Annotated in this window: 21 protein-coding genes and 3 pseudogenes; 11 read left to right on the plus strand and 13 right to left on the minus strand. The window is 62.9% G+C overall.

Translation table 11 applies throughout. The features are described from left to right. The first annotated feature begins 268 nt into the window (after window positions 1-268). The 4 genes from ACREP4_RS10650 (at window position 269) to otsA (ending at window position 5,777) form a co-directional block, all read left to right on the plus strand. Entirely contained in the window at window positions 269-1,600 is a 1,332-nt protein-coding gene (locus ACREP4_RS10650; protein ID WP_431596163.1) for an OmpA family protein, read from the plus strand. 257 nt (window positions 1,601-1,857) lie between these two features. Beyond that, window positions 1,858-2,613, plus strand: a complete 756-nt coding sequence (gene otsB / locus ACREP4_RS10655) for a trehalose-phosphatase (protein ID WP_431596164.1) — start codon at window positions 1,858-1,860, stop codon at window positions 2,611-2,613. Window positions 2,614-2,628: 15 nt separating this feature from the next. Next, window positions 2,629-4,410, plus strand: coding sequence for a glycoside hydrolase family 15 protein (locus ACREP4_RS10660; RefSeq protein WP_431596165.1), 1,782 nt, complete (start codon window positions 2,629-2,631; stop codon window positions 4,408-4,410). Continuing rightward, a complete protein-coding gene (otsA, locus tag ACREP4_RS10665; RefSeq protein ID WP_431596166.1) occupies window positions 4,407-5,777 on the plus strand; it encodes an alpha,alpha-trehalose-phosphate synthase (UDP-forming) in 1,371 nt (456 codons plus the stop codon). Before ACREP4_RS10660 ends, otsA begins: the two co-directional genes overlap by 4 nt. A 240-nt stretch (window positions 5,778-6,017) precedes the next feature. On the opposite strand, the gene ACREP4_RS10670 is transcribed toward otsA, so the two are convergent. Genes ACREP4_RS10670 through rluD form a run of 4 tightly spaced genes read right to left on the minus strand, consistent with a single transcriptional unit; the run spans window position 6,018 to window position 8,716 of the window. Further along, entirely contained in the window at window positions 6,018-6,449 is a 432-nt protein-coding gene (locus ACREP4_RS10670) for a thiol-disulfide oxidoreductase DCC family protein (protein ID WP_431596167.1), read from the minus strand. Further along, window positions 6,412-6,945, minus strand: a complete 534-nt coding sequence (locus ACREP4_RS10675) for a DUF4166 domain-containing protein (RefSeq protein WP_431596464.1) — start codon at window positions 6,943-6,945, stop codon at window positions 6,412-6,414. Before ACREP4_RS10675 ends, ACREP4_RS10670 begins: the two co-directional genes overlap by 38 nt. A 2-nt stretch (window positions 6,946-6,947) precedes the next feature. Then, window positions 6,948-7,727 (minus strand): peptidoglycan editing factor PgeF, encoded by a 780-nt coding sequence (gene pgeF / locus ACREP4_RS10680; protein WP_431596168.1) that lies wholly within the window; start codon window positions 7,725-7,727, stop codon window positions 6,948-6,950. After that, on the minus strand, window positions 7,727-8,716 hold the full coding sequence (gene rluD / locus ACREP4_RS10685) for a 23S rRNA pseudouridine(1911/1915/1917) synthase RluD (protein WP_431596169.1): 990 nt from the start codon (window positions 8,714-8,716) through the stop codon (window positions 7,727-7,729). The genes pgeF and rluD overlap by 1 nt, the downstream gene beginning before the upstream one ends. Window positions 8,717-8,832: 116 nt before the next feature. Between rluD and ACREP4_RS10690 the strand changes: the two genes are divergently transcribed. After that, complete coding sequence (locus tag ACREP4_RS10690) at window positions 8,833-9,714, plus strand: outer membrane protein assembly factor BamD (RefSeq protein ID WP_431596170.1); 882 nt, start codon at window positions 8,833-8,835, stop codon at window positions 9,712-9,714. Window positions 9,715-9,910: 196 nt separating this feature from the next. Here ACREP4_RS10690 and ACREP4_RS10695 read toward each other — a convergent pair whose 3' ends face one another. The 4 genes from ACREP4_RS10695 to sucC all read right to left on the minus strand — a co-directional run bounded on the left by ACREP4_RS10695 (window position 9,911) and on the right by sucC (window position 14,414). After that, a complete protein-coding gene (locus ACREP4_RS10695; RefSeq protein ID WP_431596171.1) occupies window positions 9,911-11,548 on the minus strand; it encodes an NAD+ synthase in 1,638 nt (545 codons plus the stop codon). A gap of 1 nt (window position 11,549) precedes the next feature. After that, window positions 11,550-11,930, minus strand: a complete 381-nt coding sequence (locus ACREP4_RS10700; RefSeq protein ID WP_431596172.1) for an endonuclease domain-containing protein — start codon at window positions 11,928-11,930, stop codon at window positions 11,550-11,552. 414 nt (window positions 11,931-12,344) lie between these two features. After that, entirely contained in the window at window positions 12,345-13,220 is an 876-nt protein-coding gene (gene sucD / locus ACREP4_RS10705) for a succinate--CoA ligase subunit alpha (protein ID WP_431596173.1), read from the minus strand. Window positions 13,221-13,244: 24 nt separating this feature from the next. Beyond that, the gene (gene sucC, locus ACREP4_RS10710) at window positions 13,245-14,414 is read right to left on the minus strand and encodes an ADP-forming succinate--CoA ligase subunit beta (protein WP_431596174.1); all 1,170 of its coding nucleotides are present in this window, start codon (window positions 14,412-14,414) and stop codon (window positions 13,245-13,247) included. Window positions 14,415-14,672: 258 nt separating this feature from the next. Between sucC and ACREP4_RS10715 the strand changes: the two genes are divergently transcribed. From ACREP4_RS10715 to ACREP4_RS10725, 3 genes and pseudogenes are all read left to right on the plus strand, one after another. Continuing rightward, entirely contained in the window at window positions 14,673-16,295 is a 1,623-nt protein-coding gene (locus tag ACREP4_RS10715; protein ID WP_431596175.1) for a sensor histidine kinase, read from the plus strand. Between the two features lie 60 nt (window positions 16,296-16,355). Further along, window positions 16,356-17,523 (plus strand): annotated as a pseudogene (locus tag ACREP4_RS10720) (sigma-54-dependent transcriptional regulator); the annotation flags it as partial. Between the two features lie 83 nt (window positions 17,524-17,606). Then, window positions 17,607-17,759, plus strand: a pseudogene (locus ACREP4_RS10725) (helix-turn-helix domain-containing protein); the annotation flags it as partial. Window positions 17,760-18,177: 418 nt separating this feature from the next. Here the strand turns inward: ACREP4_RS10725 and pilB are convergent. From pilB to ACREP4_RS10740, 3 genes and pseudogenes are all read right to left on the minus strand, one after another. Further along, window positions 18,178-19,908, minus strand: coding sequence for a type IV-A pilus assembly ATPase PilB (gene pilB / locus ACREP4_RS10730; RefSeq protein ID WP_431596176.1), 1,731 nt, complete (start codon window positions 19,906-19,908; stop codon window positions 18,178-18,180). Window positions 19,909-20,164: 256 nt separating this feature from the next. Further along, window positions 20,165-20,500 (minus strand): prepilin-type N-terminal cleavage/methylation domain-containing protein, encoded by a 336-nt coding sequence (locus ACREP4_RS10735; RefSeq protein ID WP_431596177.1) that lies wholly within the window; start codon window positions 20,498-20,500, stop codon window positions 20,165-20,167. A 445-nt stretch (window positions 20,501-20,945) separates the two neighbouring features. After that, window positions 20,946-21,039 (minus strand): annotated as a pseudogene (locus ACREP4_RS10740) (prepilin-type N-terminal cleavage/methylation domain-containing protein); the annotation flags it as partial. A 606-nt stretch (window positions 21,040-21,645) separates the two neighbouring features. On the opposite strand from ACREP4_RS10740, the gene ACREP4_RS10745 reads away from it, so the two are divergent. From ACREP4_RS10745 to coaE, 3 genes are all read left to right on the plus strand, one after another. Then, entirely contained in the window at window positions 21,646-22,905 is a 1,260-nt protein-coding gene (locus ACREP4_RS10745; RefSeq protein WP_431596178.1) for a type II secretion system F family protein, read from the plus strand. Between the two features lie 12 nt (window positions 22,906-22,917). Then, a complete protein-coding gene (locus ACREP4_RS10750; protein WP_431596179.1) occupies window positions 22,918-23,778 on the plus strand; it encodes a prepilin peptidase in 861 nt (286 codons plus the stop codon). 120 nt (window positions 23,779-23,898) lie between these two features. Next, a complete protein-coding gene (coaE, locus tag ACREP4_RS10755; protein ID WP_431596180.1) occupies window positions 23,899-24,516 on the plus strand; it encodes a dephospho-CoA kinase in 618 nt (205 codons plus the stop codon). Window positions 24,517-24,728: 212 nt separating this feature from the next. Here the strand turns inward: coaE and ACREP4_RS10760 are convergent, their stop codons facing one another. Together ACREP4_RS10760 and ACREP4_RS10765 are read right to left on the minus strand one after the other, a co-directional pair. Continuing rightward, on the minus strand, window positions 24,729-26,093 hold the full coding sequence (locus ACREP4_RS10760) for a sensor histidine kinase (protein ID WP_431596181.1): 1,365 nt from the start codon (window positions 26,091-26,093) through the stop codon (window positions 24,729-24,731). Further along, window positions 26,056-26,733, minus strand: a complete 678-nt coding sequence (locus ACREP4_RS10765) for a response regulator transcription factor (RefSeq protein ID WP_431596182.1) — start codon at window positions 26,731-26,733, stop codon at window positions 26,056-26,058. Before ACREP4_RS10765 ends, ACREP4_RS10760 begins: the two co-directional genes overlap by 38 nt. Window positions 26,734-26,768 lie beyond the last annotated feature (35 nt).

Consider the following 26,768-nt stretch of genomic DNA (forward strand, 5'->3'; position numbering starts at 1 on the left):
CCCCAACCCCTCTCCCGCAGGCGGGAGAGGGGCCAGTGCACTCGCAACAGATGCTAGCCGAGCCCCTCTCCCGCCTGCGGGAGAGGGGTTGGGGTGAGGGGAGCGCTAAAGCCCATAGCCCATAGCCCAACCAAGCCCAACGCGTCCCTGGACATATCCGCCTCCAACACCTCAGCCCAGCCCGATTCATGCGGATTTCACGCCTCATGGCTTCCCTTACGCATTCCGGGCGCTATGCCACGGTCAATCCACACGCTAGGAGGCGCATATGTTCGAGTCGTTGATTCGCGAAGCGGCCAACCGCTTTCACCTGGGCGACAACGCGGGACGCCTCGTGCGCCTGCTTGCCGATGCCATCTTCAACCCTGCCAACGGCGGCTTTGCCGGCCTGCAGAAACGCTTTACCGATGCCGGCCTGGATGATCTTTTCTCCTCCTGGATCGGCAAGACGCCCGGCGACAACGTGTTGCAACCTGACCAGTTCAGCGCAGGCTTCGGCCAGAACCTGGCCGGCGGCATCGCCAGCAAACTCGGTATTCCCGCCGCTGCAGTGAACATGGCCGGTGCGTGGTTGCTGCCCAAAATCGTCGGCCAACTCACCCCCGGCGGACGCATTCCCACGTCACCACCCGCCGACTACGACCGCTGGTTCGGTGCCGCAACACCGGCCGCAGGCTATGCCGGCTCGGCCACGCCAGCGGCGGCGTCCTCCGGCGGTTGGTGGAAATGGCTGATCCCCTTGCTGATCCTGTTGGCCGCGTTTTTGGCGTTCCGCAGCTGCAAGAAAGAAGAGGTCGTCGTACCGCCACCGGTTGAACCGGTCGCCACCGCACAGCCTGCTGCACCGGTCGCCGAGGTCAACCCGCGCTTTGGCTTCGAGAATGTCGATGGCAAGGTCACGGTCAACGGCCAGGTCGCCAGCGATGCCGACAAGACCCGCTTGTGGGATGCACTGAAAACCACCTTCGGCGAAGCCAATCTCAGCGGCAACATCGCCGTCGATCCGGCAACGCTGCCCGCAGGCTGGATGGACAAGCTGATCACCGCATTGCCTGATTTGAAGGCAAGCGGGCTGAAGTTTGGCTTCGATGGCAACAAGCTCAACATCGACACCAGCGGCCTGCCCGAAGCGGATCGTTTTGCCGTCAGCGAAAAACTGCGCAGCCTGTTCGGTGGCTTTGAGATCAGCGGCTTGTGGGACCGTGCCGCCGCGGCAATGGCCGGGTTGAAGGCCGGCTTCACGGGCGACGACCTGGTCAAGGCGTTGAACCTAATGAACATCTACTTCGACACTGGCTCGGCCACGATTTCGCGTGACAGTGCCGAGACGTTGACCAATGCCGCCAATGCGATCAAGCAGGCACCGGCCGGCACGCGGATCGAAGTGGGTGGCCACACCGACAACACCGGCGACGCCGGCGCCAACGTGACCTTGAGCCAGCAGCGCGCCGATGCCGTGGTGGCTCGACTTGGCGAACTGGGCGTTGCGGCGGACTCGCTTACCGCCAAGGGTTATGGCCAGGACAAGCCACGGGCCAGCAATGACACCGACGAAGGCAAGGCACAGAACCGTCGCATCGAGTTCACTGTGGCGAAGTAATTTCTGCTGCAGGCATTGACGACAAACCGGCCGAAAGGCCGGTTTGTTTTTTGCTGCAAAGGCTAAGAGCCGCCCTCACCCCAACCCCTCTCCCGCAAACGGGAGAGGGGCTAGTGCATTAGCAGCCGACTCATTCCGAGCCCCTCTCCCGTTTGCGGGAGAGGGGTTGGGGTGAGGGCAGCGTTTAAGACACTCGAAGCAAGAACACTTCAATCACCCTTACCTCCCCCTAACATCCACTGCGGCATAGTGTCCGCATGCTCGAAGAACTACAGCGGCCGCTCCCACCGGCGCTGGCGAACAACGATGCGCTGTTTCTTGATGTCGATGGCACCTTGGTCGCGTTTGCCGACCATCCTGACAAGGTGATGCCAGCCGACGATCTGCCGCACCTGCTGTCCGCACTCGCGCTTCATCTCAACGGCGCACTGGCCTTGGTCAGTGGACGCAGCATCGCGCAGCTGGATGGTCTGTTCGCCCCACTCCGCCTGCCAGCCGCCGGCCTGCACGGCGCGCAGTTGCGACGACACCCCGCTGAAGAAGCGCCACAATCGGCCACCGCCGATTGGCTGCACGAACTGCACGTTCAAGCAGAAAAATTTTCCCATCAACATCCCGGCATGTTGTTGGAAAACAAGGGCCAGGCACTTGCCCTGCACTGGCGCAATGCGCCCGATGCGGCCGACGCCATCCACGCATTCGCACACGCGCAACTGCCGCGACTTCCCGGCGTTCGATTGCAGCCGGGCAATCACGTCATCGAGTTCATCGCCGCCGATCACGACAAAGGCCAAGCGGTGCTCGCCCTGATGGAATCAGCACCCTTCGCCGGCCGTCGCCCGGTGTTCGTCGGTGACGATCTCACCGACGAACACGGCTTTGCCATCGCCGAACAACTGCACGGCCACGGCGTACTGGTCGGCACCCGCGCCAACAGCCAGGCCCGCTATGCGTTACCCGACGTGGCCGCGGTGCACACCTGGCTGCGCGATGCCGCACGTCACCCCACTTGAAACCAGGAGAATGCAATGCAGCAGGCCAACCTTGATCTGGCCGTCGTCGGCAATGGCAGCTACGGCGCCCTGATCGACAAACGCGCCCGGGTGGTCTGGGGCTGCTTGCCAGCGTTTGATGGTGATCCGGCGTTCTGCGCGTTGTTGTCGCCGCGCGATCACGATGGCGGCGACTTCGACATCGAGCTGGAAGACTTTGCCGACAGCGAGCAGCACTACCTCGCCAACACCGCCATCCTGCGCACGGTGCTGCGTGATGTGCACGGCGGTTCCGTGGAAGTGATCGACTTCGCGCCGCGCTGGAAGCGCAACGGCCGCTTGTACCGGCCACCGAGCCTTATCCGCCGCATTCGTCCACTGTCTGGCAGCCCGCGCATCCGCGTGCGCGCACGGCCACTGGCCGACTGGGGCGCGCGCGTCCCCGAAACCACTTGGGGCAGCAATCACATCCGCTGGCTGCTGCCGGGGTTCACACTGCGCATGACCACCGACGTGCCGGTGCGTTTCGTCCGCGATGGCACGCCATTCGTGCTGTCCCATCCGATGGAATGCATCCTCGGTGTCGATGAAACACTGGACCGCACCCTCGCCGGTTACGCGCAGGAAGCGCAGCAACGCACCACTGAATACTGGCGCGAATGGGTGCGCTATCTCTCCATTCCGCTGGAGTGGCAGGAGGCGGTAATCCGCAGCGCCATCACCTTGAAGCTGTGCCAGTACGAAGACAGCGGCGCGATCATCGCCGCCATGACCACCTCCATCCCGGAGGCGCCGGGCAGCATCCGCAACTGGGACTACCGCTACTGCTGGCTGCGCGATGCCGCCTTCGTCGTGCGCGCGCTCAACCGATTGGGCGCGACCCGTTCGATGGAAGGCTTCCTGCATTACATCTTCAACCTCGCCACCACCGACGGCAGCCTGCAGCCGCTGTATGGCATCGGCATGGAAGACAAGCTCGACGAACACGAAGTGCCGTCGCTGGCCGGCTATCGCGGCATGGGCCCGGTGCGTCGCGGCAACCTAGCGTGGGTGCAGAAGCAGCACGATGTCTACGGCTCGGTGGTGCTCGCGTCCACGCAGTTGTTCTTCGACCAACGTCTGGAAGCACCCGGCGATGCGCACACGTTCGCGCGACTGGAGCCACTGGGCGAACGCGCCTTTGCCCTGCACGACGTGCCCGATGCGGGCTTGTGGGAATTCCGTGGCCGCACCTCGGTGCACACCTATACCTCGGCGATGTGCTGGGCCGCGTGCGACCGCCTGTCCAAAATCGCCACGCGCCTGGACCTGCACGAGCGCGCCACGCACTGGCGCGAGCGTGCCGACACCATTCAACAGCGCGTGCTGGCGCGCGGCTGGAATCCGCTGCGCGGCCACTTCACCGACACCTGGGACGGCCAACATCTGGATGCCTCCTTGCTGCTGCTCGCCGACATCGGCTTCATCGACCCGATGGACCCGCGCTATATCGCCACGGTCGAGGCCATCGGCCGCGATCTCAAACACGGCGACGCCCTGTTCCGTTACATCGCCCCGGATGATTTCGGCACGCCGGAGACCAGCTTCACCATCTGCACGTTCTGGTACATCGACGCCCTCGCCGCCATCGGCCACATGGACGAAGCGCGCGAGATGTTCGAGAACGTGCTGGCACAGCGCAACCACGTTGGTCTGTTGTCGGAAGACCTGGCGTTCACCGACGGCGAGCAATGGGGCAACTTTCCGCAGACGTATTCGCATGTCGGCCTGATCACCGCGGCGATGCGCTTGTCGCGCAACTGGCAGGAAGCGTCGTGAACAGATTGGTCGTGGTTTCAAACCGTGTTGCCGTGCCGGGCGAATCCCGCGCCGGCGGCTTGGCGGTGGGCCTGCTGGCCGCATTGCAGGAGCGCGGCGGTGTGTGGTTTGGCTGGAGCGGCCGTAGCGTGCAGGGCGAAAGCGGCGGTCTGCACGAGCAGAGCGAAGGCAACATCCGCTACGTCACGATGGATCTGTCCAAGAAGGATCTGGACAACTACTACAACGGCTTTTCCAATCGCGCCTTGTGGCCGCTGCTGCACTTCCGCCTGGATCTGGTGGATTACGACCGCAGCAAGCGCGAAGGCTATTGGCGCGTCAACGCCCTATTCGCCGACAAGCTCGCACCGCTGCTGCGCGACGACGACACCGTGTGGATTCACGACTACCACCTGATTCCACTGGCCGCCTTACTGCGCGAGCGTGGCGTCGGCTGCCGCATTGGCTTCTTCCTGCATGTGCCGGTGCCGTCAGCCGATTTGATCCAGGCATTGCCCGATCACCGCGCCTTGTTCTCCACGCTGTATTCGTACGACCTGCTGGGGTTCCAGACGCGCCGCGACGTAGACCGTTTTCAATCCTATGCCCGCTTGTTTGGCGGCGGCCGGTTGATCGACGCGAACTGGATACAGGCGTCCGATGGTCGCCGTGTGCGCACCGCGGCCTTCCCCATCGGCATCGACACCGCACACATCGCCCGCCAGGCCCGCACCGCCATCAGCAACAAACCGGTGCGCGCCCTGCGGCAAAGCCTGGAGAACCGAAAGCTCGCCATTGGCGTGGATCGACTGGACTACTCCAAAGGCCTGCCCGAACGCTTCAACGGCTTCGAGCACTACCTGCGCCGCTATCCGCAGCAAAAGGGCAGCATGACTTACCTGCAGATCGCACCGGTGTCGCGCGGCAGCGTCAACGAGTACCGCAAGCTACGTCTGGAACTGGAACAACTGGCCGGCCACATCAACGGCAGCCACGCCGACGCCGACTGGACACCACTGCGCTACGTCAACCAGAACTACGCGCACAGCACGTTGACCGGCTTTTATCGCGAAGCCGCAGTCGGCTTGGTGACGCCATTGCGCGACGGCATGAACCTGGTCGCCAAGGAATACGTGGCCTCGCAGGATCCAGAAAACCCGGGCGTTCTGGTGTTGTCATTACTGGCCGGCGCAGCGGATGAATTGAAGCAGGCGTTATTGGTCAACCCGCACGACCTCGACGGCGTGGCCGACGCCATCGCCACCGCCGCCAACATGCCCCGCCCAGAACGCATCGAACGCTGGCGGGCAATGTTTGAACACCTGAGCACCTACGACATCAACCGCTGGCGGCGGGAGTATCTGCAGGCATTGGAGGGGGCGCATTGAGTGCGAAGGCTGCCCTCTCCCCAACCCCCGCTCCGCGCCCCAGCCCTTGCGCTGGCGCAAGGCCACTCATCAGAGCGCGAACCAGTGGTTCGCAAGCACTCCTCTTCGTCCCACTAGGGGAGAGGGGCTCGATATACGTCAAGTTGAAGCTACATGAGCAACTGCAGCTTTAAAGCCCCTCTCCCCTAGCGGGAGAGGGGTTGGGGAGAGGGGGCGCGTTGGATTCACCAAATCCCCCCCTCACTCCAAAAACCGCCCTCGCTGCTCCGCCGTCGGCAGAAAACAGGATTCATGCCGACCAAACCAACGGTAGCGATTACGCGCCAACCAGCGATAGCCGCGATCACGCAACGCCTTCGGCACCCAGCGCGCCACTGCCGCCAAGCGCCACACACCGCCCAAACCGCTGATCACCCGCACGATGGCGTCGGTGTCGGTGTACGCGATCCCTGCCTCCACCAGCAGGAATGACAGCGGGTCGTCCGGGTCCAAGCCGTGCACCAGCAACAGCGCGCGCCCTCGTTCGCCCTGCATCGCGGCAAACCGGTAACGCCCGGCACGATCAAAACGCAGCAGAAAACGTACCCAACGGCTGCACAGCGCGCAGACGCCATCGAACACGATCACCGCGCCGTCAGTGCTCATCGGACTCCGGCAATAACCAGCCTTCATAGCGGATCAGCCGCCCGATCAGCGGCATCGAGACATCCACCAGAAATTCATAGCGCCCGGCATGCTCACGCTCACGACAGTGCACCTGCGCAAACCAGCGGGTCGGCAACGGCAGGAAGCCGAACGCCCAGGCCCGCTCGGCCCGCCACAGAATCTGCCCCGCCTCTTCACGCAGACCAAAACGGAAACGCACCGCGCCCAGTTGCTCGAACAGTTTCCCCTCGCGCTGCCACAGCCGCGAATGCATCCGCGCCGGGCCGAACTGCCGCTTCCATTGCTCGCCCTGCGCATCGACCACGAATTCGACGCTCACCGGCACTGAAGAGGTCGGCGGCAATCGCGCCAACCACGCACACGGCGCCACCAGCCAATGCGTGCCGCGCAGCACCTCGCCCTGCCCGCTCCAGCGCTGGCGGTGACGCACAGAATGCAGCGCCCGCACCTCCGGTGACAGCCGTTCAAACGCGGCGCCCAGCACCTGCGCGAACAACGGCAAGGTCACTGCGTCATCCACACCAGGGTGGCGATACGGCCGCTGCGGCGGTCGCGACGATGCGAGAACCAGCGCGCCGGATCCGCAATCGTGCACAGGTCGCCGCCGTGGATGTCGGCCGGGTTCATGCCGGCGGCCTGCAGCCGCTGTCGCGCCAGCGCGTACAGATCCACCCGCCAATGGCCGGGCCGGGTGGGGGTGAAGGCCGCGTCAGCCGCCGCCGAATGCGCCAGAAACGCATCGCGCACGTCGGCACCGATTTCGTAATGCGCCGGCCCTGCAGCCGGGCCCAGCCAGGCGATGACCGCCTCCGCCGGGGTCTGCATCGCGGCCAGCGTGCGTTCCAGCATGCCGTCGGCCAACCCACGCCAGCCGGCATGCGCGGCTGCCACTTCGCTGCCATCGCGCGCGGCGAACACCACGGGCAGGCAATCGGCGGTCAGGATCGCCAGCACCACGCCGGGCACCGAGGTCACCGCCGCGTCGGCAACCGGTTCCGCGTCGATGCCCTGCGCCAACGGCGGTGCGTCGAAGCGCAGTACACCGGTGCCATGCACCTGACGCAGCCAATGCGGTGCCGACGGCAGCCCCGCCAGGCGCTGTAGTTCGTCCCGATTACGCTGCACCTGTGCCGGGTCGTCGCCATCGGCAGCAGTGCGGTTGCCCAGATTGAAGTGGTCAAACGGCGGCAGTGAGCCGCCGGCACCGTGCCGCTGCGTGGTGAATGCCTGCACGCCAGCCGGCGCCGGCCATTCGGCCTTCCACAGCGGCGATGCCGTGCCCATCACCAGCGGTTCCGCTCGCGCTCGGCAAAGGCCTGCGTGTCATCGCGCAGCGCCTTCATCAGCGCCAGCAGATCGGCCGGCGTCGGCGCGGTGTTGCGGATGGACTCACCGGTGATCGGATGCTGGAAGTCCAGCGTCTCGGCATGCAGCGCCTGGCGCTTGAAGCCGCGCAGCTGCGCGACCAACTCGTCGCTGGCGCCCTTGGGCAGCTTCAGCGCGCCGCCGTACAGCGGGTCGCCGATGATGGCGTGCTTCAGGTGCGCCATGTGCACGCGGATCTGGTGGGTACGACCGGTCTCAAGGCGGCATTCCAGCGCAGTGTGCGCACGGAAGCGTTCGCGCAGGCGGTAATGGGTGACCGCATCCTTTCCGTCCTCACGCACGCCCATCTTCAGGCGGTCGCGCGGGTGGCGATCAATGGCCGCATCCACGGTGCCGCCAGACACCAGCGCACCAACCACCACGGCCAGGTACTGGCGGTGCACTTCACGCGAGGACAGCTGCTCGACCAGCGCGGTCTGCGCCTGCACGGTGCGCGCCACCACCATCACGCCGCTGGTGTCCTTGTCCAGGCGATGGACCACGCCGGCACGCGGCACCTTGGCCATCTCCGGGTCGCGGAACAGCAGCGCATTGACCAGGGTGCCGGTCGGGTTGCCGGCGCCGGGGTGGACCACCAGACCGGCCGGCTTGTCGATCACGAAGACGTGCTCGTCCTCGTACAGGATCGACAGCGGGATATCCTCCGGCTGCGCGGTGGTCTCCACTTCCAGCACCACATTCAGGGTAGCCACTTCGCCGCCACGGACCGGGTCACGCGGCCGCACCGGCTCGCCATCCAGCAGCACCGCGCCGGTTTTGATCCACTCGGTCAGCCGCGAGCGCGAAAATTCAGGGAAAAGCTCAGCCAGCACCGCGTCAAAGCGGCGGCCGGCGGCCGAATCGGGGACCTGCGCCTGGCGCAGGTTGGGGGAGGTGTTCTCGGACATGTTTCTGGACCGGTAAATAGACGATTTGGGGGTCCTGACGGCAACAGTCAGTCGCAGGACAGGACACTAGGCTATCATCGCCCCTTCGTATTCCTGCCGCGTCCTGCCCTGAACCCATGATCCGACGCTCTTCGCTGCTGTCCGCGCCCGTCCGCCTCACCGCCCTGCTGCTGGTCCTGGTTTTCGCCGCCACAGGCTGTCACCGCGGCGATAAGAAGAAAGATGCCGACGAAGGCGCCCCGGTTGAGCAGCTCTTCGAGAAGAGCCACAAGCTCATGGAAGGCGGCAACTGGTCCGGTGCCGAAAACAGCTTCAGGCGCCTGATTGCGCAATATCCGTACGGCCCGTACACCGAGCAGGCGATGATCGAAAGCGCCTACGCCCAGTACAAGGCCGGCAAGAACGACGACGCGGTGTCCAGCGTTGATCGCTTCATCCGTACCTACCCGACCCACCGCAACATCGCCTACATGTACTACCTGCGCGGCCTGGCCAACGGCAACCGCGACACGGTATTCCTGCGCCGCGTGTGGTCACTGGACGCAAGCCGTCGCGATCTGTCCACGCCGCGCCAGGCCTACGCCGACTTCAACATCGTCGCCGACCGCTACCCGAACAGCCGCTACGCCGCCGACGCGCGCCAGCGCATGGTTGAACTGCGCGACGTGTTCGCCCAGCACGAACTGGACGACGGCCTGTACTACGCCCGCCGTGGCGCCTGGGTGTCGGCCGCTGGCCGCGCCAACTATCTGCTGGAAACCTACCCGCAGAGCGCCTTCCAGTACGACGCCGTGGCGCTGCTGGGCGAGGCCTATACCAATCTGGGCAACAAGACCCTGGCCGACGACGCCCGTCGCGTGCTGGAGCTGAACCAGCCGCAGCACCCGTGGCTGGCCGGCAACTGGCCGAAGTACCCGTGGATGATCCGCAAGCTCAACCCGTTTGCCGGCGAGAAGTCGGTGGCCACTGGCCAGCGCAACGCAACGATCGGCAAGTAAGCGGCGTTCCAGCAACGGAAACAAGAAAGGGGCCTGATGGCCCCTTTTCTTTTGGTTCTTATCCCCCAAAACCCGATGGATAAGCGGCCATTCCATCCCTTCTCCCGCAAGGCGGGAGAACCCGAAGGGGCGGATGAGGGCAGCTTTGCGCTTTGGGCGTTTCACACCAGGCTTCCAACCAACCGGGGGATCTAGCTCAGCCCCGATACCCATTACTGATCGGATACCGCCGCTCACGGCCAAACGCCCGGCGTGAGACCTTCGGCCCCGGCGCGCCTTGGTGCCGCTTCCATTCACTGATGCGCACCAACCGCAGCACACGGTCCACCACCTCCGGCGCGTAACCGGCACCGATGATGTCCTCGCGCGACTGCTCCTGGTCGATGTAGCGATACAGGATGCCGTCCAGCACGTCGTAGGCCGGCAGCGAATCCTGGTCGGTCTGGTTTTCCCGCAGCTCGGCCGACGGCGCCCGCGTGATCACCGCCGGAGGAATCACCGGCGCCCCGCCCACGGTGTTGCGCCACTTCGACAGCCCGTAGACCTCGGTCTTGTACAGATCCTTCAGCGGCGCGTAGCCACCGCACATATCGCCGTAAATGGTGGCGTAACCGACCGCGTACTCGCTCTTGTTGCCGGTGGTCAGCAACAGCCCGCCGAACTTGTTGGACAGCGCCATCAAGATCACGCCGCGGCTGCGCGACTGCAGATTCTCCTCGGTGACATCGGCCGGCTGGCCTTCAAACATCGCCGACAGCGACTGCATCAAGCCCTGGAACGCCGGCTCGATCGGCACCGTGTCCAGCTTCACGCCCAGCGCGCGGCATTGCTCCACCGCCAGATCATTGGACAGATCGGCCGTGTAGCGCGACGGCAGGCTCACCGCGCGCACGTTCTCCGCGCCCAGCGCATCCACCGCCAACGCCAGTACCAGCGCCGAATCGATGCCGCCGGACAGGCCCAGCCACACCGTGCTGAAGCCATTCTTGCCGCAGTAATCGCGGATGCCACGGGTCACTGCGCGCCAGGCCAGCGCGTCCATGCTCTCGTCGCCATCGTCGATCCAGCGCAACGGCATGAAGCTGCGCGCCGCCACGTTGTACTCGAGCACCAGCATTTCTTCGGCAAACGCGACCGCCGCCGGATGCACCGTGCCATCACCATCGGCCACCACCGACGCGCCATCGAACACCAGTGCATCCTGGCCGCCAACGGTATTGAGGTAGGCAATGCCCACCCCGCCCTCGGCACAGCGCTCGGCCAGCAAGGCATCGCGCTGGGCGTGCTTGCCGCGCTCATACGGCGAGGCATTGGGCACCAGCAACAGCTCGGCGCCGCCCCGGATGCTGCCCATCATCGGCTCGGAGAACCAAAGGTCCTCACAGATCACCACACCCACCTGCACGCCGTTGACCTCGAACACGCAGTTGCCACCGTCCGGATCCACGTCGAAGTAACGGCGTTCGTCAAAGACCGCGTAGTTGGGCAGCTCACGCTTGCGGTAGGTGGTGGCGACAGCACCGTCGCGCAGCACGCTAGCAGCGTTGTAGACCACCGCACCGGCGCTTTGCGGCCAACCCACCACCGCCACGATGCCCTGCGCTTCGGCGGCGATGCGGTTCAGCGCCTGCTCGCAATCGCGCAGGAAGCCCGGGCGCAGCAGCAGGTCTTCCGGCGGATAACCGCTGACGGCCAGTTCCGGGAACAGCACCACATCGGCGCCGTACTCATCGCGCGCCTCGTGCATCAACTCGACGATGCGGCCGGTATTTCCAGCCACATCCCCCACCGGGAAGTCGAACTGGGCCATGGCGATGCGTAGCGATTGGGACATATCAACAACCTTCTGCTTGGCCCTCGCACCCGGCGGGGGCTGGATTGACCGACATTTCGCGGAGGATGCTTTCGCAGACCGCGGCGGTGTGCTTCAGCGCCTCATTATTCCAGAAGCGCAGCACCCGGTAGCCCTTGCGCCTCAGGAAGGCGTCACGCGTGATGTCGTTCAGGTCATCCATGTGCTGGCTGCCGTCCAGTTCGATGACCAGTTTGTGTTCAAGGCAAACGAAATCGACGACGTAAGGTCCGAGCGGATGCTGCCGTCGGAACTTGCCACCGAGCAGGCGGCGGTCACGCAGGTGGTACCAGAGACGGCGTTCGGCATCGGTCATGCGTAGCCGCAGGGCTTTGGCGGTGCAGGTCTTGCTGCCTTTGCGCATGGGCAATTCCTTCTCGTTGAAGAGAAGGACGATTGCTTGCGGTTGGCGCAGACGGAATCAGTGGTTTCGGCGTGTATTGCTCGGAAAGCTGCCCTCACCCCTACCCCTCTCCCGCCAGCGGGAGAGGGGACAGCAACTGCAAAAGCGCGAGCCTGCAGCCAAGCTTCACCGCTCTGCCTCTTACCGCTCTCTCTCTTACTGCTCTGGGCTTTGGCTTTGGCTTTGGCTCTGGCTCTGGCTTTGGCTTTGGCTCTGGCTCTGGCTCTGGCTCTGGCTCTGGCTCTGGCTTTGGCTCTGGCTTTCCCCTCTCCCGCTGGCGGGAGAGGGGCAGGGGTGAGGGCAAGCCTTTCGCTTCAACCAAAAAAGAAGGCCGCCCAAAGGGCGGCCTTCTCAAAACAACATCGCAGCGGAGTCTTACTTGACCAGCTTGGCGATGGCTGCGCCCAGGTCGCCCGGCGAACGGACCGTGACAACGCCAGCAGCTTCCATCGCTGCGAACTTGCCTTCGGCCGTGCCCTTGCCGCCCGATGCGATCGCACCGGCGTGGCCCATGCGCTTGCCGGCCGGAGCCGATGCGCCAGCGATGAAGCCAACCACCGGCTTCTTCACAAACTGCTTGATGTACTCAGCACCGGCTTCTTCAGCGTCGCCGCCGATTTCGCCAACCATGATGATGCCTTCGGTCTGCGGGTCTTCGTTGAACAGCTTCAGGCAGTCAACAAAGTTCAGGCCGTTGATCGGGTCGCCGCCAATGCCGATGCAGGTCGACTGGCCCAGGCCCACTTCCGTGGTCTGCTTGACCGCTTCATAGGTCAAGGTGCCCGAACGCGACACGATGCCGATCTTGCCCGGCATGTGGATGTGGCCCGGCATGATGCCGATCTTGCACTGGCCCGGGGTGATCACGCCGGGGCAGTTCGGCCCGATCAGCACGGTGTCCGGATGGGCACGGGTCAGCACGTTCTTGACGCGCAGCATGTCCAGCACCGGGATGCCTTCGGTGATGCAGACGATGACCTTGATGCCCGCAGCAGCGGCTTCCAGGATCGCGTCAGCGGCAAATGCCGGCGGCACGTAGATGACCGACGCGTCAGCGCCGGTGTTCTGCACGGCATCGGCAACGGTGTTGAACACCGGCAGATCGATGTGGGTGGTGCCGCCCTTGCCGGGGGTCACGCCGCCAACAACCTGGGTGCCGTACTCGATCATCTGAGTGGCGTGGAAGGTGCCCTGCTGGCCGGTAAAGCCCTGCACGATCACCTTGGTGTTCTTATTGATCAAAACGCTCATGGATATTTCCTTCGGTGTCGTGGATCAGGCGGCAGCTTTGACAGCAGCGACGATCTTCTTGGCACCGTCGTTGATGTTGTCAGCCGGGATGATGGCCATGCCGCTGTCACGCAGCAGCTGCTTGCCTTCTTCCACGTTGGTGCCTTCCAGGCGCACCACGACCGGAACCTTGACGCCCACTTCCTTCACCGCAGCGATGATGCCTTCGGCAATCATGTCGCAGCGGACGATGCCGCCGAAGATGTTGACGAAGATGCCTTCGACCTTGTCCGAGGACAGGATCAGCTTGAAGGCTTCAATGACGCGCTGCTTGTTGGCACCGCCGCCCACGTCCAGGAAGTTCGCCGGCTCGCCGCCGTTGAGCTTGATGACGTCCATGGTGGCCATGGCCAGGCCTGCGCCGTTCACCATGCAGCCGATGTTGCCGTCCATGGTGACGTAGTTGATGTCCATCTCCGAAGCGATCACTTCGGTCGGGTCTTCCTGGGTCTTGTCGCGCATGGCGACCAGGGCCTTCTGACGGAACGCGGCGTTGTCGTCGCTGTCGAACTTGCCGTCCAGCGCGTACAGGTTGCCGTCGTCCAGGATGGCCAGCGGGTTGATTTCAACCAGCGCCAGGTCCTTTTCGTTGAAGAGGCGGTACAGGTTCACCATGATGTTGGCGAACTGGCCGGCCTGCTTGGCAGTCAGGCCCAGCTTGAAGCCGAAATCACGGCCGTGGTAACCCTGCACGCCTTCAACGAAATCGACGTTGAGCGAATGGATCAGCTCCGGGGTTTCAGCGGCAACCTGCTCGATCTCCACGCCGCCTTCCGAAGAAGCGATGTAGGTGATGGTCTTGGTGCCACGGTCAACCAGCACCGACAGGTACAGTTCCTTGACGATCTCACCGGCGGTGGTCACCAGCACCAGGTTGACCGGCAGTTCAACGCCTGCAGTCTGGTAGGTGGCCATCTTGGTGCCGAGCATCTTGGCCGCAGCGGCCTTCACGTCGTCAGTGGTCTTGCAGAACTTGACGCCGCCTGCCTTGCCGCGACCGCCAGCATGGATCTGCGCCTTGACCATCCAAGGGCCCTGGCCCAGCGACTGAGCGGCTGCAACAGCGTCGTCCGGGGTTGCGGCGACCTTGCCGGCCGGGACCGGGATGCCGTATTCGGCAAGCAGTTGTTTTGACTGGTATTCGTGGAAATTCATGCGTCACCGTGGGAATAGGAACGACCGCACGCATCTCCTCGGGCCCCCGGCAGGGGCGCCAGCATGGACCGCGGCGGGCCCACTATTGTGGCCGAGCCGGCCGCAGCACGCAAAGAAGTCTGTACAAATGGCCTGAACCGGCACGTTTTTTGACGTTTTTTCAGCAACTTGCCGAACCGGCCGGGCGCTGGGCCGCGTGTCGTGCGCGGGCCGGCGCGCACCTATACTTGCCGGATTCGCCCTGGATAGGAGTCCGGCTTGGCCCCCAGCCCATCGCTCATCGACCGGATCGAATCGATCCCCCGGCGCGAGCTGTACTTTTTCGCCCTGTACCGGGTGCTGGTTGCCTCCTTGCTCTGCGCCCTGGTGTTCGGCCCGCTGACGCTGTTGGTCGGCGAAGCGCACAAGCCGCTGCTCGCCGCGGCGGTCTCCATCGGCTACCTGATCCTTGCCGCCGCATTGCTGTTATGGGGCCGCAACGAGCGTTGGCTGCAGGCCATCGTGTTCTGGAGCGTGATGGTCGACATCGTCGCCGCCACCCTGCTCAGCCATGCGCTGCCCGGGGCCAGCGCTGGCATTTCGATGTCGTTACTGTTCAACATCGCCGCTGCCTCGATGCTGTTGCCGCTGTCACGCGCCTTGCTGGTGGCGCTGCTCGCCGGCATCGCCACCGTCGCCGAATTCACCTGGTCGGCGTTTGAAGCCATCGATGCCACCCGCACCCTGGCCGAGCTGGCGATGTTCGTCACCAGTTATCTGGCGCTGGCCTTCATCTGCTATCAGATCGGCAGCCGCACCCGCCGCACCCAACAACTGGCCGACCAGCGCGGCGCTGAAGTAGCCAACCTGTTCGAGGTCAACGAGCTGATCATCCGCCGCATGCGCACCGGCGTGCTGGTGGTGGACATCAACGGCCGCATCACCCTGGCCAACGAAGCGGCAACCGCCCTGCTCGGCAATATGGAAGGCACGTTGACTGCCGAACGCAGCACGCTGGCATCGGCGTCGCCGGAGCTCGCGCGCCGCCTGCAACGCTGGCGCAGCGGCTCACACGAAGAACAGCAACCGCTACAGCTGGCCCCGGAACAAGTGGAGGTACTGCCCCGTTTTGCGCGGCTGCTGGCCGACAGCGACATGACGCTGGTATTCCTGGATGACACCAGCGTGGTCTCCAAGCGCGCGGAGTCGTTGACGCTTTCCACGCTGGGCCGGTTCTCGGCCAGCCTCGCCCACGAAATCCGCAACCCGTTGGCGGCAATCAACTACGCCACCCAGTTGCTGGAAGAATCCGAGGACATCGGCGACGCCGACCGCCGCCTGCTGAAGATCATTCACCAGCAATGCCAGCGCACCAACGGCATCGTCGAAAGCGTGCTGGCGCTGGCCCGGCGCGAGCGCGCCAACCCTGAAAACCTGGATCTGGCCGCGTTCGTGCGGCGCTTCGTGATCGAGCACAAACAGACGCTCTCGTCAGACAACGACAGTCTGGAGGCAATGATCCAGGAATCTTCGGTGCCGGCGATGATGGACCCGCGCCACCTTCACCAAGTGCTCACCGCACTCGTTCACAATGCGCTCAAGTATGGTCGCACCGCCGACGAACCAGCGCGGGTTCGCATCCGCGTCGCATCGGCCGAGCGTCATGCCGTTATCGACATCATGGATCGCGGTCCGGGCATCGCCGATGGCGTGGCCGCACAGCTGTTCCGCCCCTTCTACACCACCTCCGAGCACGGCACTGGGCTGGGCCTGTATATCGCCCGCGAACTGTGCCGCGCCAATCAGGCTCAACTGGACTACGTTTCGATCCCGGCCGGCGGCGCCTGCTTCCGCCTCACCCTTTCCACTGCCCAATCCACCTTCACCCGTAGCGCCCCTTGACGCCCGCTAGCGCGGCAATCTGTTTGGTGCGCGGGGTATACCTCGGCTATCGTTTTGTCCATGAATGCAACACACAGCGCACTGATCGTCGATGACGAACGCGACATCCGCGAGCTTCTGGTCCTGACACTCGGACGAATGGGCCTGCGCATCAGCACCGCCGCCAACCTGGCCGAAGCGCGGGAACTGCTTGCCAGCAACCCCTTCGACCTGTGCCTGACCGACATGCGGCTGCCCGACGGCAACGGCATTGAACTGGTCACCGAAATCGCCCGCGACCACCCACGCACACCGGTGGCCATGATCACCGCCTTCGGCAGCATGGACCTGGCCGTGGAAGCACTGAAAGCCGGTGCGTTCGACTTCGTCAGCAAGCCGGTGGACATCAACGTGTTACGCGGCTTGGTCCGCCACGCGCTCGAACTCAACAACACCTCCCGCGCCCCGCAGGCACCACCGCAGGAAAACGCGACCCGATTGCTTGGTGGCTCGGTCGCCATGGACGAACTGCGCGCCACCATCGCCAAAGTCGCCCGCAGCCAGGCGCCGGTGTACATCCTCGGCGAATCCGGCGTCGGCAAGGAGCTGGTCGCACGCACCATCCACGACCAAGGCGCGCGCGCCAGCGGCCCGTTCATCCCGGTCAACTGCGGTGCCATTCCGGGCGAGTTGATGGAGAGCGAATTCTTCGGCCACCGCAAGGGCAGCTTCACCGGCGCCCACGCCGACAAGCCGGGACTGTTCCAGGCTGCGAACGGCGGCACGCTGTTTCTCGACGAAGTCGCCGAGCTGCCGCTGCAGATGCAGGTCAAACTGCTGCGCGCCATCCAGGAGAAATCCATCCGCCCGGTTGGCGCATCCACCGAATTGCCGGTCGACGTGCGCATCCTCTCGGCCACGCACAAAGACCTGGGCACGCTGATACAGGACGGGCGCTTCCGCCACGACCTGTACTACCGCATCAACGTGATCGAACTGCGGGTACCGCCACTGCGCGAACGCCGCGGCGACCTGCCGTTGCTGGCCACCACCATCCTCAATCGGCTCGCCCAAGGCCAAGGCCAGCAACCGCCGCAACTCGCCCCCTCGGCATTGGATGCACTGGCCGGCTATGCATTCCCCGGCAACGTGCGCGAGCTGGAAAACATTCTTGAGCGCGCCCTGGCCCTGGCTGACGATGAAAACATCGGCGCCAGCGACCTGCGCTTGCCGCAGGCTGCCAGCGGCGCCCGTATCGAACAGCCGGTTGCAACTGCCAGCGCAGTGATCGTGGCCGAAGAAGATGATGAAGACGACATCGAGGTAAGCGGCGGCGCCCTGCCCTCCTACATCGAGCAGATGGAACGCGCGGCCATTCAGAAGGCCTTGGAAGAGAATCGCTGGAACAAGACCAAAACGGCCGTCCAGCTCGGCATCACCTTCCGCGCCCTGCGCTACAAGCTCAAAAAGCTGGGGATGGAGTAAGGGCGAGAAGATGTTCAAAGCCCCTCTACCGTTTACGGGAGAGGGGTTGGGGTGAGGGCGCTTCTAAGCTTTGCCAGGCTCCGCTTCAACCAAGTACACCTCGGCACTTACGACAAAACCCGCATCAATCCTTGGTCACACGATTGATCTCGGCCAGGCTGGTACCCCCCTGCCCTGCCTTGACCAGCGCAAACCGCCCTCATCCGGCGCTGCGCGCCACCTTCTCCCGCAAGCAGGAGAAGGGAGGAAATCTGGCGCCGGAAAATGATTGAAGGCCGCACAGGCCCGACAAACCAACCGCCTGCATGACAAAGCCCCTCGCCCGTTTACGGGAGAGGGGTTGGGGTGAGGGCGCTTCCAAGCTTTGCCAGGCTCCGCTTCAACCAAGCTCGCCTCGGCACTTACGACAAAACCCGCATCAATCCTTGGTCACACGATTGATCTCGGCCAGGCTGGTAACCCCCTGTCCTGCCTTGACCAGCGCCGACTGCCTCAAGTCGTTGACCCCGATCTTCTGTGCGGCTTCAGCGATATCCATCGCGTTGCCGCCTTCCAGCACGATGGCCGCAATCTCGTCGGTCATCGGCATCACCTGGTAAATACCAGTACGGCCCTTGTAGCCCTCGGTGCATTCATCGCAACCGACCGGCTCAAACAACTGGATGCCGCGATCAATCTGCTTGGCAGTGAAACCCTCGGCCAGCAACGCGTTCTCCGGCAGCTGCTGCGGACGCTTGCAGTTGCTGCACAAACGGCGCGCCAGTCGCTGCGCGATCACCAGCGTCACCGACGAGGTGATGTTGTACGGCGCGATGCCCATGTTCATCAGACGCGCGATGGTCTGCGGCGCGTCATTGGTATGCAGTGTGGACAGCACCATGTGGCCGGTCTGCGCGGCCTTGATGGCGATTTCCGCCGTCTCAAGGTCACGGATTTCGCCGACCATGATGATGTCCGGATCCTGTCGCAGGAACGAACGCAGCGCCGCCGCAAACGTCATGCCGCGCTTGTTGTTCTGCTGCACCTGGTTGACGCCCGGCAGACGGATTTCCACCGGATCTTCGGCGGTGGAAATGTTGCGCGTGTCGTCGTTGAGGATGCCCAGCGCGGTATACAGCGACACCGTTTTACCCGAGCCGGTCGGGCCGGTGACCAGCACCATGCCGTAGGGCTTGTGGATGGCATCCATGAACAGCTTCTGCTGCTCCGGCTCGTAACCAAGCTTGTCGATACCCAGCTTGGCAGCACTGCCATCCAGAATACGCAGCACGGTCTTTTCACCGAACAAAGTCGGCAGCGTGCTGACGCGGAAGTCGATCTGCTTGCTCTTGGACAGGTTGAGCTTGATGCGTCCATCCTGCGGCACGCGTTTTTCCGCGATATCCAGCTGCGCCATCACCTTCAGGCGCGCCGCGATACGCTGATTCAATTTCACCGGCGCCTTGGCCACGGTCTTGAGCAGACCATCGATGCGGAAGCGCACGCGGTAATCATCTTCGTAGGGCTCGAAATGGATATCCGACGCGCCCTTGCGGATCGCATCCACCAGCACCTTGTTGACGAACTTGACCACCGGCGTGTCGTCGCCCTTGGCGTCGATACCCGCATCGCCACCGCCGGACATGTCTTCGTCACCGGCGCTGACATCCAGATCGCCCATTTCCTCGTCGTCGCCCCCCAGGGCGCCGCCGATGCTGTCATTGCTGGCCAGCCACAAATCCAGCGTGCGCCGGATCTGGTCCTCATCAACCAGGATCGGTTCGACCACCAGATTGGTGTGGAATTTGATCTCATCCAGCGGCTGCGTCGGGTTGAAGGTACCCACGAACAACTTGCCGCCGCGCTTGAACAGCGGCAGCACCTGATGCTTGCGCAGCAGCTCCTCGCTGACCAGCTTCATCGCATTCTGGTTGGCGTCGAACACCGACACATCCAGCAGCGGCATGCCGAATTCCATGGCATTGGCAGCGGCCATGTTCGCCGCGGAAACCAGCTTCTTGTCGGCCAACCACTGCGCCATCGGCACCTTGGCGTCCCCCGCCTGCGTCATCGCCGTACGGGCAACCGCCTCATCCAGCGCCCCGTCCTGAACCAAACGGCGGGCAATCCCGGTGATGCCAACCAGGTTGGCGGTGATGGCGGTATTCATGATTTCCCCTGAGCCGGACGGTAGCCCGGTGATTGTACGCACGGCTGCAGGCACATGTAGAGCCGACTCATGCTCGGCAGGCTGTTGCCGGTAATTCCCCAGCCGAGCATGGCTCGGCTGTACCTGCAAACCCTGAATCTGCTACTCGCCTGGAAGCCAGCATCACTCACAAGCAATCAGTCAGAGCTAAAGCTCAACGCTGCTCAACTCCACTCCAACCTTTTGGTTCTGGGAAAAAAGCACCACGCGAGTCAGCTTACGGATCCAATCTACAACTGGCGTTGCTCATGCTGCAGACCGTGGCTTTCACCCCGGGTGCTTTCGGCGTTCCAGTGATATCAGTGATTGAATCCACCGCATCATCGGCGGTAGCACATGCCTGTTTTGGCGATGGACCTGGCGTCTTGTCATCGTAAATTTTTGCCAATGCAAAGCCTGCATAACTTCGCATTTCTGCCTGGCATGCGGTCTCAGCGGACTTGATCATGTATTCCCGGTAAGCCGGAAATGCAACTGCAGCCAGCAACGCGATGACTGCAACAACAATCATCAACTCAATCAGCGTAAAACCAGCCTCAATCCTGCGCGACATACCCCCTCCTGTCGAACAAAAATCATCGCCACCCAAAGCTCTCCCCGAACCTTCATTCATCGGGACCGCACTCAGGGTCTGACCTCTGAACCATAAGCTTGAAAGAACAAGCCCGCCAACGGCGGGCTTGTTCTACTACAAAAGAATCAGGAACTGATCTCTAAATCACCCCAATCCCTTCACTGCTATTAAGGAGCAGCAGCAGTGCAAGCCAGTGTTTCCCAGCTGCAGGTAATCTCAGTGGCCTCAGAGTCCTTCGCGGTAGCGGTGAAGTCACCCGTCAGATCTGCCAAACCGGTCGGCGAGTCAATTGTGGTGCTGGCATCACATGCGCTGGCGGTGTAATCCGGAATTGTGGTTTCAGCCACAACCGCGGCTGCAGCAGACTTGCCATAAGCAGCCGCCTCACCCTGACAGGCGCTGACCTTGCCCTTGTCCATGAAATCACGGTAAGCCGGGATAGCAATGGCGGCCAGGATTGCGATGATGGCGACCACAATCATCAGTTCGATCAGGGTAAAGCCCTGTTGCTTCTTCATGAGTACATCCCCTAGAGGTTTGGTTTGTGAGCATGGTTACAGGCGCATGCCTGCTCGCATGGGGTTACAAAGCAGGTTGCGTGCCAACCCATCAACAGCCCCCTGCTCCCCGTCAGCAATGATGGCAGCATCGATAAAGAAGGGAAGCCCCAATGGTGCAATTCAGGAACAGCGCCACAGGCTGACCTATTGCGTCACTTTGTGACGCAACCTTGCGCAATGGACTGACGGCGGATCGCACTCATCCTGCAGGTATAACTATGGAATGCGGCCCCGCCACATATGCAGAAGAGGACTAGCCGCCGGATATGCGCCGTCTCGGCAACACCGCAGGAGCGGCGTTCGCCGCGAAGCTGGCCGTATGGTGGCGTCCGGGATATTTGCAATTGCAGCTTCCGTGCGAGGCTCCGGCCGCTCGGCGGCCGGAGCCTCCCATCCACCTACCGTCACCCAGACGGGGGAAGCGGCATCCGCCCATGGCTCGGACCTGGGCCCTGATGTGACCGGTGCCGCCAAAGCCTATTGTCAGACTGTGCCTACGGCCGCTTGACCAGCTACCATGCGGCTGTTGTCTGGCCTGGGGATGGCTGGACGGGGAGAGAAATGATGGCCGTTACCCGCAACGCGATCAGTAAAGAGACGGCTGGGCGCAACACCAGCCAGATGCAACCGTTTGTCTGGGAGGGAACAGACAAGCGCGGCGTAAAGATGAAAGGCGAGCAGGACGCCAAGAACGTCAACCTGCTCAGGGCCGAGCTGCGCCGCCTGGGCATCACGCCTACCGTGGTCAAGCCCAAACCCAAACCGCTGTTTGGCGCAGCGGGCAGCACCATCAAGCCCAGGGATATAGCCTTCTTCAGCCGCCAATTGGCGACAATGATGAAAGCCGGCGTTCCCATCGTCAGCACGTTGGAAATCATCGGCAGTGGGCACAAGAACCCGCGCATGCAGAAGATGGTGGGGCAGATCCGCACCGACCTGGAAGGCGGCTCGTCTCTCTATGAATCCATCAGCAAGCACCCCGTGCAGTTTGATGAGCTGTATCGCAACCTGGTACGTGCTGGCGAAGGTGCGGGTGTACTGGAGACGGTACTTGAGACCGTCGCCACTTATAAAGAAAACACCGAAGCGCTGAAAGGGAAGATCAAGAAGGCGCTGTTCTACCCGGCAGCCGTTATCGCCGTCGCCATCCTGGTCAGCTCGATCCTCTTGGTGTGGGTGGTCCCGCAATTTGAAGACATCTTCAAGAGCTTCGGAACTGATCTACCGCTGTTCACGCAGATGATCGTGAAGGCGTCTCGCTTCATGGTCAGCTATTGGTGGCTGGTACTGCTACTTGCAGCTGGCGCGATCAGCGGAGCGATATTCGCGTACAAACGCTCACCCAAGATGCAGCACGCAATGGATCGATTGATCCTGAAAGTGCCGGTCATCGGGCAAATCATGAACAACAGCGCCATCGCCCGCTTCGCCCGCACGACGGCCGTGACGTTCAAGGCCGGCGTACCTCTAGTGGAAGCCCTTGGCATTGTCGCCGGCGCTACCGGCAACAAGGTCTATGAAGACGCCGTACTGCATATGCGTGACGATGTTTCGGTCGGCTATCCAGTCAACATGGCGATGAAACAGGTCAACGTCTTTCCGCACATGGTGGTGCAGATGACAGCCATCGGCGAAGAAGCCGGCGCATTGGACACCATGCTGTTCAAAGTGGCCGAATACTTCGAGCAGGAAGTGAACAATGCTGTCGATGCATTGAGCAGCCTGCTGGAACCCCTGATCATGGTGTTCATTGGCACCATCGTTGGCGGCATGGTGATTGGTATGTATCTGCCAATCTTCAAGCTCGCCGCCACTGTTACCTGAGTAGAAACACTTATGGCATTTCTCGACCAGCACACCGCCATTGGCTATCCCGCAGCGGCGGCGCTGGGGCTGCTTGTCGGCAGCTTCCTCAACGTAGTGATCCTGCGCTTGCCCAAGCGCATGGAGTGGCAGTGGAAGCGCGATGCGCGCGAAATCCTCGGCGAGCCGGACATCTATGAGCCGCCGCCGCCGGGGATTGTGGTTGAGCCGTCGCACTGCCCGCACTGCAAGCACAAGCTGAGCTGGTACGAGAACATTCCTTTGTTCAGCTGGTTGATCCAGCGTGGCAAATGCCGGCATTGCCAGGCGCCGATCTCGCTGCAGTACCCGATCGTCGAGCTGGTCACCGCGCTGATGGTGCTGGCCAGCGTGTGGCAGTTTGGCTTCGGCTGGCAGGGCTTTGGCGCGATTGTGCTGAGCTGCTTCCTGGTGGCCTTGTCCGGCATTGACCTGCGCACGCAGCTGTTGCCCGACCAGCTCACCTTGCCGCTGATGTGGCTGGGCCTGATCGGCAGCATGGACAACCTGTATATGCCGGCCAAGCCGGCGTTGATCGGCGCGGCCGTGGGGTATCTGTCGCTATGGACGGTGTGGTGGTTGTTCAAGCAGCTCACCGGCAAGGAAGGCATGGGCCACGGCGATTTCAAACTGCTGGCGGCGCTGGGCGCATGGTGCGGATTGAAAGGCATTCTGCCGATCATCCTGCTGTCTTCGCTGGTTGGCGCCATCATCGGTTCGATCTGGCTGTACTCGCGCGGCCGCGACCGTGCCACGCCCATTCCGTTCGGCCCCTATCTGGCCATTGCCGGCTGGCTAGTTTTCATGTGGGGCGACCCGATGATTGACAGCTATAAGCAACTGGCAGGCTTCTAGCATTGCGCCTTACCGTCCTGTAGAGCGGAGCCAAGCTCCGCTGATGCCTTATCGGAAATGCCGCTGCCGAGCGCTGCTCGGCACTACTGAAAGCCCTTCGCCACCACTTTCTTATCGCCCATGAGCACTTTCATCGTTGGCCTGACCGGCGGCATCGCCTCCGGCAAGAGCGAGGTCAGTCGCCGCTTTGAGGCGCTTGGGATCGTGGTGGCCGATGCGGATATCGCAGCGCGCGAAGTGGTCGCGCAAGGCAGCCCCGTGCTTGCGAAGATCGCCGAGCGGTTCGGTGCCGATGTTCTGTTGGACGATGGCAATCTGGACCGCGCGCGGTTGCGCCAGCACATCTTTGCTGACGCAGAAGAGCGCCGAGCACTGGAAGCCATTACCCATCCGGCAATCCGCGCGCGAGTTCGCGAGGTGTGCGACACAGCCCGAAGTCCTTACGCAATCGCGGCGATTCCGTTACTGACCGAAGCCGGCGGGCGCGCGGCTTATCCTTGGCTGCATCGCGTTCTGGTGGTGGACGCGCCGGAAGCTGTCCAGCACGCGCGTCTGTTACGACGCGACAGCATTGATGCCGAGCTCGCTGACCGTATGATTCGGGCACAGGCCAGTCGTGCACAGCGCCTGGCTCAGGCGGATGATGTGATCGTCAATGATGGGCACCCGGAGCAGTTGCAGGCGCATATCGAAACGCTGGATCTGCGTTATCGGGAGTTGGCTGCCATAAGAGGTTGAGCGAAAAATTCCCCTCATCCGGCGCTACGCGCCACCTTCTCCCGCATGCGGGAGAAGGGAAAAAGCCGGCATTTCTATGACGTCCGGTCTTCGGTCTTTCTGACTAGCCGAACCTCTGGCTATCAGCGCTTCTGGTTTTCCAACGGCCTCGATTGAGATCAAGCGATCTAGCTACGTCCTGCTCCGCGACCGACCTCGTTAACGGAAGCGCCTCAGCCTGGAGTGAACGTCAACGTTGCGATCACGCCGCGCTCGGCGCCCGGACGAATGCTCACCTGCCATCCGTACAGCGTGCACAACCGACTGACGATGGACAGGCCAATACCACCGCCCTGCGAATAGCCCGCGTGGGTGCCGCGATAGCCGCGCTGGAACAGGCTGGCGGCATCCTCTTCGCTCAAGCCGGGGCCGGTGTCGATCACTTCCACCGCGTTACTACCCACTCGCACCAACACGCGGCCTTCCTGCGAATACTTGACCGCGTTGCCGATCAGGTTGCCCAGCGCAACCGAGAGCGCCGCTTCAGGCGCATCGACAACCAGATCCCGCTCACCTTCCAGCGCCAGCTCCAATGGCTTGCCGCCCAACTGCGCGCGATGCGACTCCAGCAACTGTTCGCCCACCCGCGCCACATTGCTCGCGCCATGCCCGCGCTCATTGCGCGACAGCAACAACAATGAGCCGATCAGATCCGTGCATTGCTGCTCCGCACGCTGGATGCGCTGCAGGCGCTGCAGCATCTTTTCGTCCAAGCCGGGTCGCGTGAGCAGCAACTCGGTGGCGCCACGAATCACCGCCAGTGGCGTGCGCAGCTCATGACTGACGTCAGCATTGAACTCGCGGTCACGCTGCACCACTTCGGTCAGGCGCGAAGAATAATCATCCAGCGCCTCTGCCAGCTGCCCGACTTCATCGTCCGGGAAGCGTGGCGCCAAGGGCTCCGGATGCGTATTGCCACCGCGAAAGGCGCGCAGGCGCGCGGCCAGATCCGACACCGGACGCATCACGCGTGATGCGGACCACCAACCCAGCACCAACGACAACAAACTGAAAACAATCACCGAGAAGAACAGCGCGCGCTTGAGTTGTTGTTCGCCGCGAATGCTTTCGGTCATGTCATACGCAAGGAAAAACCAAGCGTCCGACGTTTTTCGCACCGCCAACTTGTACGAGAAAGGCAGGCCTTGTTCGTCGATCCCGCTTACGTTGTGATTTCCATTCGGCAGCGCAGCCCATTCCGGCCGCTCTTCACGCACCCGCTCAAATTTGTCTTGGGGGTACGCATAAGCTCGGATCTGCTGAACCGGCAAGTCCGGACTACGCCCCGGATCGACGTAAAATCGACGCGCATACTCGTCGATGTTTCGATTCATCACGTCTTCGACCAACTGATTTTCCACGCGCATCCGTGCCCAGTTCGTCGCAAACGCAAACAGTGCCGTCAGGCAGAAGCCCAACAGCACGAAGGAGACGATGATGCGGCTGCGCAGGCGGCGGCGATAACGCCCCCGCTTGCGGACAGGCTCAGACAATGCGGCTTCAGGCATCGGGGGCGCAGATGCGATAGCCGATGCCATGACGGGTCTGGATCATCAGCACGTCGAACGGCTTGTCCACCACGGCACGCAGTCCGTGGATATGCACGCGCAGCGAATCCGAATCCGGAAGCTCCTCGCCCCAAACGCGGGTTTCCAGCTCTTGCCGGGTAACCACGGCGGGCGAAGCTTCCATCAAGGCCTGCAGGATCTTCAGCGCGGTGGGATTGAGCTGCAGCAGCTTGCCTTGGCGCCGCACTTCCAGCGTGTCCAGGTTGTATTCCAGATCACCGACTTCCAGCACGCGGGTATGCGTGCCCTTGCCGCGACGTGACAGTGCGTTGAGGCGCACCTCTACTTCCTGCAGTGCGAACGGCTTGATCAGGTAGTCATCAGCGCCGGAGTCAAAGCCGGCCAACTTGTTGTCCAGCGAATCACGCGCGGTGAGCATCAGCACTGGCGTCTGCTTGCGCGCATCGTTGCGCAGCTTGCGGCAGACTTCGATCCCGTCCATGCCCGGCAGATTGAGATCAAGCACGATCGCATCGAAATCATGCACCACGGCCAGATGCAGGCCGGTGACACCATCGGCGGCGAAATCCACCGTGTGGCCGCGATCCTCGAGGTAATCCCCTAGGTTGGCCGCGATGTCGCTGTTGTCTTCGATTACAAGAATACGCACATGAACCTCTGCTTCGTTTCATTTCGACGCGACAC

The sequence above is a fragment of the Stenotrophomonas sp. genome (assembly GCF_050737575.1).
In the GTDB taxonomy this organism is placed as follows: Bacteria; Pseudomonadota; Gammaproteobacteria; order Xanthomonadales; family Xanthomonadaceae; genus Stenotrophomonas.

Bases quoted from the DNA above. Each gene is read 5' to 3' on its own strand.
- sucC (WP_431596174.1), bottom strand. From the start codon at position 14,414: ATGAATTTCCACGAATACCAGTCAAAACAACTGCTTGCCGAATACGGC.
- coaE (WP_431596180.1), top strand. From the start codon at position 23,899: ATGAGCACTTTCATCGTTGGCCTGACCGGCGGCATCGCCTCCGGCAAG.
- otsB (WP_431596164.1), top strand. From the start codon at position 1,858: ATGCTCGAAGAACTACAGCGGCCGCTCCCACCGGCGCTGGCGAACAAC.
- ACREP4_RS10745 (WP_431596178.1), top strand. From the start codon at position 21,646: ATGGCCGTTACCCGCAACGCGATCAGTAAAGAGACGGCTGGGCGCAAC.
- sucD (WP_431596173.1), bottom strand. From the start codon at position 13,220: ATGAGCGTTTTGATCAATAAGAACACCAAGGTGATCGTGCAGGGCTTT.
- ACREP4_RS10670 (WP_431596167.1), bottom strand. From the start codon at position 6,449: ATGAAGGCTGGTTATTGCCGGAGTCCGATGAGCACTGACGGCGCGGTG.
- pilB (WP_431596176.1), bottom strand. From the start codon at position 19,908: ATGAATACCGCCATCACCGCCAACCTGGTTGGCATCACCGGGATTGCC.
- ACREP4_RS10695 (WP_431596171.1), bottom strand. From the start codon at position 11,548: ATGTCCCAATCGCTACGCATCGCCATGGCCCAGTTCGACTTCCCGGTG.
- ACREP4_RS10760 (WP_431596181.1), bottom strand. From the start codon at position 26,093: ATGGCATCGGCTATCGCATCTGCGCCCCCGATGCCTGAAGCCGCATTG.
- ACREP4_RS10690 (WP_431596170.1), top strand. From the start codon at position 8,833: ATGATCCGACGCTCTTCGCTGCTGTCCGCGCCCGTCCGCCTCACCGCC.
- ACREP4_RS10650 (WP_431596163.1), top strand. From the start codon at position 269: ATGTTCGAGTCGTTGATTCGCGAAGCGGCCAACCGCTTTCACCTGGGC.
- ACREP4_RS10700 (WP_431596172.1), bottom strand. From the start codon at position 11,930: ATGCGCAAAGGCAGCAAGACCTGCACCGCCAAAGCCCTGCGGCTACGC.
- ACREP4_RS10660 (WP_431596165.1), top strand. From the start codon at position 2,629: ATGCAGCAGGCCAACCTTGATCTGGCCGTCGTCGGCAATGGCAGCTAC.
- ACREP4_RS10735 (WP_431596177.1), bottom strand. From the start codon at position 20,500: ATGTCGCGCAGGATTGAGGCTGGTTTTACGCTGATTGAGTTGATGATT.
- ACREP4_RS10750 (WP_431596179.1), top strand. From the start codon at position 22,918: ATGGCATTTCTCGACCAGCACACCGCCATTGGCTATCCCGCAGCGGCG.
- pgeF (WP_431596168.1), bottom strand. From the start codon at position 7,727: ATGGGCACGGCATCGCCGCTGTGGAAGGCCGAATGGCCGGCGCCGGCT.
- rluD (WP_431596169.1), bottom strand. From the start codon at position 8,716: ATGTCCGAGAACACCTCCCCCAACCTGCGCCAGGCGCAGGTCCCCGAT.